We start from the raw sequence: 11,371 nt of genomic DNA, 5'->3' as shown, positions 1-11,371 counted from the left end.
GAGCACCCTCCCTCGGGGTCGCAGGCAGCGCGGACCCGGTAGCGCCCGCGCCGAGGAGCGAGGAGTTACCTCCACCGCTCAGTCCGGAGAAGTCATACCCCGACTCGGCGTGCTCCGACTCGTCGATGCCCGCGGCCTCCTTCTCGTCGCTCACACGGAACCCGATCGTGTACTTGATCAGGAGCGCGATGATCGACGTGACGACGAACGAGTAGATCAGTACGGAGAATGCGGCGATGGCCTGCTTACCGAGCTGGTCGAGCCCGCCTCCGTAGAACAGCCCGTCGGCGCTCGCGGAGTTCAGCGAGGTCGTCCCGAAGAACCCGATGAGCAGCGTGCCCACCAGACCACCGACGAGGTGGACGGCGACCACGTCGAGCGAGTCGTCGAAGCCGAACCGGAACTTGATCGACACGCAGAGCGCGCAGACCGCACCGGCGATGAACCCGACCGCGAGACCACCGACCGGGTTGACGTACGCACAGGCCGGGGTGATCGCGACGAGTCCGGCGACGGCACCCGAGGCGGCGCCGAGCGTGGTCGGCTTGCCGTCACGGAGCTGCTCGACGAGCAGCCAGCCGATCGTCGCCGCGGCGGTGGCCACGGTCGTCGTCGTGAAGGCGATCGCGGCGGTCGAGTTGGCACCCAGCGCCGAGCCGGCGTTGAAGCCGTACCACCCGAACCAGAGCAGGCTGGCGCCGAGGAGCACGAACGGCAGCGAGTGCGGGCGGCCCGGGTCACGCGGCCAGCCGCGGCGCCTGCCGAGGATGATCGCCAGCGCCAGACCCGCCGCACCGGCGTTGATGTGGACCGCGGTCCCGCCTGCGAAGTCGAGCGCCTTGAGCGAGTTGGCGATCCAGCCACCCTTGTCGGCCGCATAGCCGTCGAACGCGAACACCCAGTGCGCCACCGGGAAGTACACGATCGTCACCCACAGCGCGACGAAGATGCCCCAGCTCCAGAACTTGATGCGCTCCGGCACGGCGCCCGAGATCAGCGCCGGGGTGATGACGGCGAACATCAGCTGGAACATCGCGAAGGCGAGGATCGGAACACCGTCACCCGTGCTGCCGCCGACGATCGCCTGCGAGGCATCCGGGAACGTGTTGCCGAGGCCCAGGTACTGGAAGTTCCCGACGAGGCCGCCGAACGCGTCGTTACCGAACGCGAGCGAGAAGCCGTACAGGCACCACAGCACCCCGACGATCGCGAGGCACATGAAGTTCATCATGAGCATGTTCAGAACGCTCTTCGAGCGGACCATGCCGCCGTAGAAGAACGCGAGCCCTGGGGTCATGAGCATCACCAGCGCAGCGCTGGCGAGCACCCACGCGGTACTACCGGCATTCAACACGGTCGTTCGTCCCTCCTGCGTTCACCGACTCTGGGGCGATCACTGGGAGGGAAGGATGGTGAGCGTGTGTTTCGGGCAGTGTCGAGGAGTGTTTCTCGGCAGTTAACAGGCGCCCGCTCGATGTATCCATCAGATTGCCGATCCGGACACTCGGGTCGGAGTGTCACGCATCACTCGTCGGGCATTCACGGTGAGCGACATCGCGGGTCTCACGATCGCGCAGCGTGTCACCCGATCAGCGGCCGGACCACACGCGCGGCGCATCCTCCGGACGAGTGATCGCCGGCGGCGGGCTCAGCGCAGCAGGGCGTCGACGAAGGCCTCGGGCTCGAACGGCGCGAGGTCGTCGGGCCCCTCGCCGAGACCGACGAGCTTCACCGGGACCCCGAGCTCGCGCTGCACCTGGAACACGATGCCGCCCTTGGCGGTGCCGTCGAGCTTGGTGAGCACGACCCCCGTGACGTCGACGACCTCGCCGAACACCCGCGCCTGCGTCAGGCCGTTCTGCCCGGTGGTGGCGTCGAGCACGAGGAGCACCTCGTCCACCTCGGCCTGCCGCGAGACCACCCGCTTGACCTTGCCGAGCTCGTCCATGAGGCCGGTCTTGGTGTGCAGCCGGCCCGCGGTGTCGAGTAGCACCGCGTCGACGCCCGCCTCGGCGCCCTTCTTGACGGCGTCGAAGGCGACGCTCGCCGGGTCGGCGCCCTCTGCACCGCGGACCACCCGCGCCCCGGCCCGCTCGCCCCAGGTCTGCAGCTGCTCCGCCGCCGCCGCGCGGAAGGTGTCCGCCGCGCCCAGGACGATCTGGTGGCCACCACCGACGAGCACCCGCGCGAGCTTGCCGGTGGTGGTCGTCTTGCCGGTGCCGTTGACGCCCACGACGAGGACGACGGCAGGCCTGCCGTCGTGCGCGAGCGCACGCACCGAGCGCTCCAGGTCGGTCCCCAGGGTCTCGACGAGCACCTCGCGCAGCAGGTCGCGCACCTCCTCGGAGGTCCGCACCCCGCGCGAGGCGATGCGCTCGCGCAGCTTGCCGACGACCTCCTGGGTGGTGGCGGACCCGAGGTCGGCCATCAGCAGCTGGTCCTCGACCTCCTCCCAGGAGTCCTCGTCGAGGTCCCCCGCGCCGAGCAGGCCCAGCAGGCCGGTCCCGAGCGTCGAGCGCGAGCGGCCGAGCCGCCCGCGCAGGCGCTCGAGCCGACCCTCGGGTGAGTCGATGGGCTCGACGGGAGCGGGCGGGGCGTCGGTGTCGGCGGCGGGCTCCGGCTCCGGCTCCGCGGCGGGCTCCGGCTCCGGCTCCGGCTCCGCGGCGGGCTCCGGCTCAGCGACGGGCGCGGTCGGTTCCGCGCGAGGGGAACCCTCGGTCGGCTCTAGCGGCTCGATCCTCCCCTCGCGGGTCGGCTCGGTGGTGGACTCGGGCTCCGGCTCGACCGCGGCCGGCTCGGGCTCCGCGGCAGGCTCCGGCTCAGGAATGGGCTCAGGAATGGGCTCGGGAGTCGGCTCCGGCGCGCTCGGCCGCTCCTGGGTCGCCGCGCCCCCACCCGACCCCGAGGAGAACGAGAACCCCCCGCCGGCGCTGTAGCTGCCCTTGGCGGGCTTGGCCGCCTCGGCCTCCTCCGCCTCCTCGCGCAACGAGATCCGCCGGCGCCGGGCGATCACCAGGCCGACGAGGAACACCACCAGCAGCACGACGACGACCGCGGCGACGACGATCCCCGTCAGCACACCGGGCGCGAGGCCCGCGGCCGGAGCCTGGGCCGACAGGTCGGGGTGTCCGGGCAGCAGATCGGCGCCCCGGCGGGCGGTGTCAGTCAACGTCGAGCTCACCGGGCCATCCTGTCAGCCACGCCGTGGGCCGTCGGTGCTGCCGCCGCCCGCTCGCGGCATCCCGGCCCGTCCCGGCTGGGCCAAGCCCGGAGCAAGATCGTTGCGAACGGCGGCACAGGGCGCATCCCCCAGCGCTCACGGACCTGCCTGACGTACCCCTCGCCGAGCAGCAGCCACCCCGCTCGAAGACCAGCAGCACACAGCGCAGCGTCGACCGCCCCAGAACCTGCGCGATGTGCCCCTCGTCGGGTCGAAGCACCCGGCCCAAGACCGACGAGGACCGATCTAGACGAGCAGGGCGAGCGCCACCCCGGCCAGCACGCCCAACAGCACGAGCACGCCGAGCAGCATCCCGAGCAGTGCGAGCACCCCGACCGTCGACTGCGGCACCGGGCCGAGCGAGCCGGCCCGTCCGGGCAGGGCGGGCGCGCGGTAGTAGACGTCGACGGTGTGCCCGGCGGCCACCGGGACCGCGTCGACCACGCGACCCCAGCCGTCGCCCCGGTCCACCTTCACCTCGACGCGGTGCCGACCGGCGGGCAGGGCGATGTCGGTACGGCCCCAGCGCACGTGCAGCGGCAGGTCGTCGACGGTCACGGCGATGTGGCTCGAGGCGAGCTGGGGGCAGAGGACGCTGCGCGAGGTGTCGATGACGAGGTGACCGACGAGGGCCTGCGTGCCGCGTGACGGGGTCGCGCTGGATCGATTGAGCTGGACGTACCGTCCGGGCTGGAGCACCGTCATGCGTCCGACCTCTCCGGAGAGCCTCGCGTGGTGACCACCACGCCGACGACTTGACGGTAGGCCGGTGCCCGCCCCGACGGGATTCCCCGGCCGCGTCGTCGTCGGTCACGGACGCATGATCAGATTGATCACGCAGCGCTATGATAGCGCGACACTCCGTCACGACACGGGGGAGGGGTCCGCTCCGGCGAGTGGTCCTGGCGCGTCACTGCCGCGCAGGCGTTGGGACACGACCGCCGTGATGCCGTCGCCGCGCATGCTGACGCCGTAGAGCGCGTCGGCGATCTCCATCGTCGGCTTCTGGTGGGTGATGATCACCAGCTGCGACGCGCGCCGCAGATCGTCGAGCAGGCCGATGAGCCGTCGCAGGTTGGCGTCGTCGAGCGCCGCCTCCACCTCGTCGAGGACGTAGAACGGCGACGGGCGCGCCCGGAAGATCGCGACGAGCATCGCCACCGCGGTGAGCGACTTCTCGCCGCCGGAGAGCAGCGAGAGCCGCTTGACCTTCTTGCCCGGCGGGCGGGCCTCCACCTCGACGCCGGTGGTGAGCAGGTCGTCGGGGTCGGTGAGCACGAGCCGCCCGTCGCCTCCGGGGAACAGCACCGGGAAGACGACCTCGAACTCGCGGGCCACGTCGGTGAACGCCTCGGCGAAGACGTCGAGGATGCGCCGGTCGACGTCCGCGACGACGGAGAGCAGGTCGCGCTTCGAGGCCTTCACGTCCTCGAGCTGCGTCGACAGGAAGCGGTACCGCTCCTCGAGGGCCGCGTACTCCTCGAGGGCGAGCGGGTTGACCTTCCCGAGGGTGCCGAGCTCCTTCTCCGCGCGGGTGGCCCGTCGCTGCTGCTCGGCGCGGTCGTAGGCCATCGGGGGCGGCATCGAGACCTGCTCGCCGCGCTCGCGGGCCGCGGTCACCTCCGCCACCTCGGCCTCGCTCGGGGGAATCCCGACGTCCGGCCCGTACTCCCGCACCAGGTCGTCCAGGCCGATGCCGAAGCGCTCGCCGATCGACTCCTCCATCTGCGCGAGCCGGGTGCGTTGCTCGGCGCGCAGCACCTCGTCCCGGTGCACCGCGTCGGTGAGCCGCTCGAGGGTCTGCTGCAGGCCGCGCTGGCGCTCCCGCACACCCTCCAGCTCCGCGGCCCGGGCCTGACGCCCCGCGGCCAGCCGGTCCCGGTCCTGCGCGGCGCGGGTCATCGAGACCGCGATCCGTTCCACCCCCGCGCGGCCGTGCTCGAGGACCTCGTCGAGCAGCGCCGCCGCCCGCTCGCGCTCCTGGCGACGCTGCGTCGCCCGCTCCCGCTGCTCGCGCTCGCTCCGGGCCCGGTGACGCAGCGCCTCGGCCCGGCCGGTGACCGCCCGCGCCCGCTCCTCCGCCGTGCGCAGCGTGAGCCGCCCCTCGACCTCGGCGGCGCGGGCGGCCGTCAGCGCGGCCGACGCCGCGTCGCGCGCCGCGGTGTCCTCCTCGCCCTCGTCGTCCCCGTCGGTCTCGGCCTGGTCGGTGGCCATGGCGAGCCGCTCGCTGAGGTCGTCGAGCTCGGTACGGCGCTCGTCCCGGGCGGTCTCCACCGCGGCGCGGCGCTCGGTCAGCCGGGCGACCTCGGCCTCCGCGCCCCGGACGGTCTCGGCCAGCCGGCCGAGCCGCCGGGCCTCCTCGGCGCGGCGCGCGTCGTCCTGCGCGCGGCGGGCCTCGGCGGCCTTGCGGCGCTCGGTCGCGGCGCGGCGGTGGTCGTCGCGGACCTGCCGGGCGACGCCGACCTCGGCCCGCGCCGCCGTCTCCGCCTCCCGCGCCTCCTCCAGCGCGGCACCAGCCGCCGCGACGGCCCGCTCGGCCTCGGCCCGGCGGTCGCCCGCCTCGTCGGCCGCCGACTGCATCTGCAGGATCGACTGGTTGCCCGAAGGCCCGCCGACCGCCCACGAGCCGCCCAGCACGTCGCCCTCGCGCGTGGCCGCGGAGAGCTGCGGGTGTGCGGTGACGACGGCCCGCGCGGCGGCGAGGTCGTCGACGACGACGAGGCCGGCCAGCAGCTCCGAGACCGCCCCGCGCAGCGCCTCCGGGGCGCTCACCAGGTCGACCGCCCAGCGGGTGCCCGCCGGGGCGTCGCCGGACGGCACCGGGGCGTCGGCCCCGGTGACGACGAGGCCTGCCCGGCCCGCGTCGGCGGCATGCAGGTGCGCGAGCGCGTCGGCGGCGGCGTCCGGACCGGTCACGACGACGGCGTCCGCGGCGGGCCCCAGCGCGGCCGTGATCGCGGCCTCGTCGCCCGCGGCGACCCGCAGCAGCGCCGCGACCGAGCCGAGGACCCCGTCGCGCTCCCCCGCCAGCAGCTCACCGGCGCCGTCACGGCGGGTCAGCGTGAGCTCCAGGGCCTCGACGCGGGCCGTCCAGTGGGCGCGGTCGCGCTCGGCGTCCCGGTGCGCGGACCCGGCCCGGTCGAGCTCGGCGCGGACCTGCTCGTGGCGTTCCGTGGCGGCGTCGAACGCCGCCTCGGGGTCGGCCTGACCGGACCCGTCCTCGTGCGGGTGGCCGGACTCGTCGAGCGTGGCGGGCTCCGCTGCGGACCCGTCGTCACCGGCGGTCGTCCCGGCCTCCTCCTCCGCCTCCGCGAGCTCCTCGCGGGCAGCGGCGGCGCGCTCGGTGGCTTCGGTGATCGACGTGCCGAGCGTCTCGAGCTCCTCCACCGCGGACGCCACGCGCCCGCGCTGCGTCTCGACCTGCCCGGACAGCCGCGCGAGCCCCTCGCGCCGGTCGGCCGCCGCCCGCGTCGCCGCGGCGAGACGGCGCTCGGCGGCCGTGAGGGCCTCCTCGGCGTCCTCGCGCCGGGAGCCGGCGTCCTCGAGGACCTCGCGCGCGGCGGCGACCTCCTCCGCCAGCTCGGCCTCGGTGTCGGCGGCCTGCTCGGCCTGGCGTTCCAGCTCGTCGGGGTCCGGGCCGGTGGGGCCGTCCTCGGGCGCCGAGAGGTGACGGTGGCGCTCGGCGGCGAGGGCGACGGTCCCGCGCAGACGCTCGGCCAGGGAGGACAGCCGGTGGTGCGCGGCGACGGCCCGATCGTGCGCCGGGGCGTCGTGCTCGAGCGCGGCCTCGAGCTCCCCCATCGCCTCGGCCTCGGCGGCCAGCGCCCGCTCGGTCTCGTCCCGCTTGCGCCGCGCCTCGTCCTCGTCGGCGGAGTCCCGCGCGATCGTGGTGCGCAGGGTGACCAGGTCGTCCGCGGCGAGGCGCAGACGCGCGTCACGCAGGTCGGCCTGGATGGTCTGGGCGCGGCGCGCGATCTCGGCCTGGCGACCGAGGGGCTTCAACTGACGGCGCAGTTCGGTGGTGAGGTCGGCGAGGCGGGCGAGGTTCGCCTCCATCGCCTCCAGCTTCCGCAGCGCCTTCTCCTTGCGCTTGCGGTGCTTGAGGACGCCCGCCGCCTCCTCGATGAACGCGCGGCGCTCCTCGGGGCGCGACTGCAGGATGGTGTCGAGCTGGCCCTGCCCCACGAGGACGTGCAGCTCACGGCCGATGCCGGAGTCGGAGAGCAGCTCCTGGACGTCGAGCAGCCGGCACGAGCTGCCGTTGATCTCGTACTCGCCCGCGCCGGAGCGGAAGACCCGCCGGGTGATCGACACCTCGGTGTAGGAGATCGGCAGCACGCCGTCGGAGTTGTCGATCGTCAGCGTCACCTCGGCCCGGCCCAGCGGGGAGCGGCCGGACGTGCCGGCGAAGATGACGTCCTCCATCTTCCCGCCGCGCAGCGCCTTCGCGCCCTGCTCGCCGAGCACCCAGCTGATGGCGTCGACGACGTTGGACTTCCCCGAGCCGTTCGGCCCCACGACACAGGTGATGCCCGGCTCGAAGCGCAGCGTGGTCGACGAGGCGAAGGACTTGAACCCCTTCAGGGTGAGGCTCTTGAGGTGCACGTCACCCTCCCCCCGTCACACGGATCCGTCCCCGCGCGCGACGCTACGCGAGCCCACCGACGGCCTCACGCAGGACGGTGGCCGTCGCCTCCGTCCCGCCGGCCATGTCCCCCGTCCGGTCGATCACGGGCGTGGGCGCGTTCGTGACTTGCGCGGCACCTTCTGGCACGTGGGGCACCAGTACGAGGAGCGGTTCGTGAACGACGAGCGCACGATCGCCGTCCCGCAGCGCAGGCACGGCTCGTCCTCCCGCCCGTAGACCGCGAGCGAGCGCTCGAAGTACCCGGACTCGCCGTGCACGTCGACGTACAGCGCGTCGAACGAGGTCCCGCCCGCGGCGAGCGCCTCCCCCATCACCTCGAGGGCGGCGGTGAGGACCCGGCGCCCCTCGGGTCGGGTCAGCCGCGCGGTGGGCCGCAGCGAGTGCAGCTGGGCGCGCCACAGCGCCTCGTCCGCGTAGATGTTGCCGATCCCCGACACCACGGTCTGGTCGAGCAGCGCCCGTTTGAGCTCGGTCCGGCGCCGCCGGTACGCCCCGACCGCCGCCTCCAGGTCGAACCGCGGGTCCAGCGGGTCGCGGCCGATGTGGGCGACGGGGGTCGGCAGGAGCTCGGGACCCCCGCCGTCGGACACGTCCACCGTGTCGACCGCGGTCAGCCCCCCGAAGGTCCGCTGGTCGACGAACCGCAGCTCCGACCGGCCGTCGTCGAAACGCACCCGCACCCGCAGGTGGGTCTCGTCGGGGCGCTCGGCCGGCTGCACGAGCAGCTGGCCGCTCATCCCGAGGTGCACCAGGACGGCCCCGTCGGGGTCGCCGTCGGGACCGAGGAGGTCCACCCAGAGGAACTTGCCGCGACGGCGGGCGGCGACGAGCGTGCGCCCGATCAGCCGGTCCGCCAGCTCGGCGGCGCCGCCGGGCTGACGACGGACCGCACGGGGATGCAGGACCTCGACCGAGGCGACCGTGCGCCCGAGCGCATGGTCGGCGACTCCGCGCCGCACCACCTCGACCTCGGGGAGCTCGGGCAGCTCAGCCGCCGTCCGGACCCGAGGCGGTGTCGGTCGGGCCCTGGAGCGCCTCGTACGCGGCCTGCGCCGCCTTCTGCTCGGCGTCCTTCTTGGTGCGGCCCACCCCGACGCCGAGGTCCTCGCCGGCCACCACCGCGGTCGCCGTGAACTCCTTGGCGTGGTCCGGGCCCTCGTCGGTGATGCGGTACTCCGGGACGCCCCGACCCGTCGCCGCGGTCAGCTCCTGGAGGCTGGTCTTCCAGTCCAGGCCGGCACCGAGTCGCGGAGCGGCGTGCATGAGGTCGCCGAAGAGCCGCAGCACCAGGTCACGGGACACGTCGATCCCGAGCTGCAGGTGCACCGCCCCGAGGATCGCCTCGACGGCGTCGCCCAGGATCGAGTCCTTGTCGCGGCCGCCGGTCATCTCCTCGCCGCGCCCGAGATACATGAGCTCGCCGAGGCCGAGGGTGCGGGCCACGCCGGCGAGCGCGTGCATGTTGACCACGCTCGCCCGCAGCTTCGCCAGCTGGCCCTCGGGCAGGTCGGGGTGCTCACGGTAGAGGCGCTCGGTCACCGAGATGCCGAGCACCGAGTCCCCGAGGAACTCGAGCCGCTCGTTGGTGGGCAACCCGCCCTGCTCGTACGCGTACGAGCGGTGCGTGAGGGCGAGCAGCAGCAGTTCGGGGTCGACGTCGACCTCGAGCACGCGACTCAGCCGCTCGACCCGTGTCTCGTCACGCATCTCGTCCGTCCCGGGAGTCGCCGGGCCTTGTCCGTCGCGCCCCGTCGAGGGCGCGGGCGCCGTCGGGGGCACCAGTGGGATCAGGCCGGGCTGACGGCCCGGCGGCCGGCGTACTGGCCGCAGGTCGGGCACGCGACGTGCGGGGGCTTCGGCTGCCCGCAGGCCTTGTTCTGGCAGGCGACGAGCGTCGGCACGGACGCCTTCCACTGCGAGCGGCGGGCGTGGGTGTTCGCGCGCGACATCCGGCGCTTGGGGACGGCCACGGTGCTTCGATCTCCCTATCGGCGTGCTGTATTACGACGTCTCGGTGTTGCTGCCGCCGGCGAAACGCTCCTGCAGGGCGGCCCAGCGAGGATCAATTCTCTCACGCTCGGTCCCGGCAGGCACGAAGGCCCATGCCTCGGCGTCGGGCGAGGGCACTCCGAGGCAGTCGTCGCTGCACAGCGGCGCGTTCGGCAGCTCGAGCAGGACGGCGTCGCGCACGGCGGGCTCGAGGTCGATCTTCTCGTCGACGATCCGGCTGACGTCCTCCTCGTCGGTCGTCTCGTCGGTCACCGAGTCCGGGTAGGCGTACAGCTCGGTGACGTCGACCTCGACGTGGTCGTGCAGCGGGCCGAGGCACCGGGAGCACTCCCCGACGACCTCCGCGCTCACCGAACCGCTCGCGAGGACGCCCTCGACGACGGACTCGAGACGCAGGTCGACGTGGATCGGCTCGCCGGTCGGCACGCCGATGACCTCGAGGCCGAAGTCGGTCGGGGCGGGCACGTCGCGCACCCAGGGCTTCATGGTGCCGGGCCGCCGCGAGAGCTCCCGCGCGACGTCGACCGTCCACGGGCTCATCGGGTCGGGCAGCGCCGCCTTGTTCTGGGGGGTCTTCTCAGTAGTCATCTCGCCGCGTTCCAACGTGCTCGACCGGGGGACGTGTTCCCGACGGCGGCCGTCGCCCCCGGAGGGTACGGGCCGCTGCCGGGTGGTCCGACAGCTAGGCGCTGGCGCGATCGGGCCAGCGGGCTCCGTCGTCGGACCGGTCGTCCGACGATCCGTCCCGCGAGCTCGCCCCGACCTGACCGTTGCGCAGCTGGTGCCGGTGCCGCCCGACGGTGTCGAGCACTGACTCGAGCGTGTCGGTGAACTCGGCGAGGGCGGTGTCGACGTAGGAGTCGCAGTCGGTGCGGGCCCGGTGCGCGTCGTCGGCGGCGCGGTCGACGATGCGACCCGCCTCGTCCCGCGCCGCGGCGGTGACCTCGTGCTCGGAGACCAGACGCTGCTGCTCGGCTCGCCCGTCGACGATCGCGCGGTCGTAGCTCTGCCGCCCGGCCTCGGCCATGCGGTCGGCCTCGGCGGCGGCGCGGTCGGTGAGGTCGGCGTACTCGCGGCGCCCTCGGGACACCACGCGCTCCGCCTCGTGCTCGGCCTCAGCGATCATCTGCTGGGCCTGTTCGCGGGCCTCGGCGAGGACGCGGTCGGCCTCGGTCTGCGCTTCGGTGCGGGCCTTCTCGGCCTCCTCGGTCGCGTCGTTCACCAGCTGGTCGCGGTGATCGAGCACGTCTTGCGCGTCGTCGAGCTCCCCGGGGATCGCCTCCCGGATGTCGTCGAGCAGCTCCAGGACGTCACCCCGGGGCACGACGCAACTGGTCGTCATGGGGACCCCGCGAGCCTCCTCGCAGATGGTCACCAGCTCGTCGAGCGCCTCGAACACCCGGTACACCCGCGCCACCTCCCGCGTCTCGACGGCCGAGCCAGTGTGCGGCGCGACCGCCACGGAGCGGCGCATTCGATCGCACCGGGCGTGT

Annotated in this window: 9 protein-coding genes; all 9 read right to left on the bottom strand. The window is 73.8% G+C overall.

Annotation, left to right across the window (positions count from 1 at the left end):
* Positions 1–1,354, bottom strand: a 1,354-nt coding sequence (locus VGI02_RS10165) for an ammonium transporter (protein ID WP_331627214.1), incomplete at its 3' end; no start/stop codon positions are given.
* Between the two features lie 294 nt (positions 1,355–1,648).
* The gene (ftsY, locus tag VGI02_RS10160; RefSeq protein WP_331627219.1) at positions 1,649–3,079 is read right to left on the bottom strand and encodes a signal recognition particle-docking protein FtsY; all 1,431 of its coding nucleotides are present in this window, start codon (positions 3,077–3,079) and stop codon (positions 1,649–1,651) included.
* 387 nt (positions 3,080–3,466) lie between these two features.
* Entirely contained in the window at positions 3,467–3,925 is a 459-nt protein-coding gene (locus VGI02_RS10155; RefSeq protein WP_331627213.1) for a hypothetical protein, read from the bottom strand.
* A gap of 159 nt (positions 3,926–4,084) precedes the next feature.
* Positions 4,085–7,825 carry a chromosome segregation protein SMC gene (smc, locus tag VGI02_RS10150; protein WP_331627212.1) on the bottom strand — a complete coding sequence of 1,247 codons (3,741 nt, stop codon included), beginning with the start codon at positions 7,823–7,825 and terminating at the stop codon, positions 4,085–4,087.
* 123 nt (positions 7,826–7,948) lie between these two features.
* Entirely contained in the window at positions 7,949–8,854 is a 906-nt protein-coding gene (mutM, locus tag VGI02_RS10145; protein ID WP_331627218.1) for a bifunctional DNA-formamidopyrimidine glycosylase/DNA-(apurinic or apyrimidinic site) lyase, read from the bottom strand.
* A gap of 1 nt (position 8,855) precedes the next feature.
* On the bottom strand, positions 8,856–9,575 hold the full coding sequence (gene rnc, locus VGI02_RS10140) for a ribonuclease III (protein WP_331627211.1): 720 nt from the start codon (positions 9,573–9,575) through the stop codon (positions 8,856–8,858).
* Positions 9,576–9,655: 80 nt separating this feature from the next.
* Complete coding sequence (rpmF, locus tag VGI02_RS10135; protein WP_331627210.1) at positions 9,656–9,838, bottom strand: 50S ribosomal protein L32; 183 nt, start codon at positions 9,836–9,838, stop codon at positions 9,656–9,658.
* A 31-nt stretch (positions 9,839–9,869) separates the two neighbouring features.
* Positions 9,870–10,466, bottom strand: coding sequence for a YceD family protein (locus tag VGI02_RS10130; RefSeq protein WP_331627209.1), 597 nt, complete (start codon positions 10,464–10,466; stop codon positions 9,870–9,872).
* Positions 10,467–10,560: 94 nt separating this feature from the next.
* On the bottom strand, positions 10,561–11,286 hold the full coding sequence (locus VGI02_RS10125) for a F0F1 ATP synthase subunit B family protein (RefSeq protein ID WP_331627217.1): 726 nt from the start codon (positions 11,284–11,286) through the stop codon (positions 10,561–10,563).
* Positions 11,287–11,371: the final 85 nt, after the last annotated feature.

Origin of the sequence: Actinomycetospora sp., assembly GCF_036497245.1 — a bacterium.
Classification (GTDB): Bacteria; Actinomycetota; Actinomycetes; order Mycobacteriales; family Pseudonocardiaceae; genus Actinomycetospora.
Note: the sequence above shows the minus strand (reverse complement) of the source record. Positions and strands in the feature narration are given on the sequence as shown.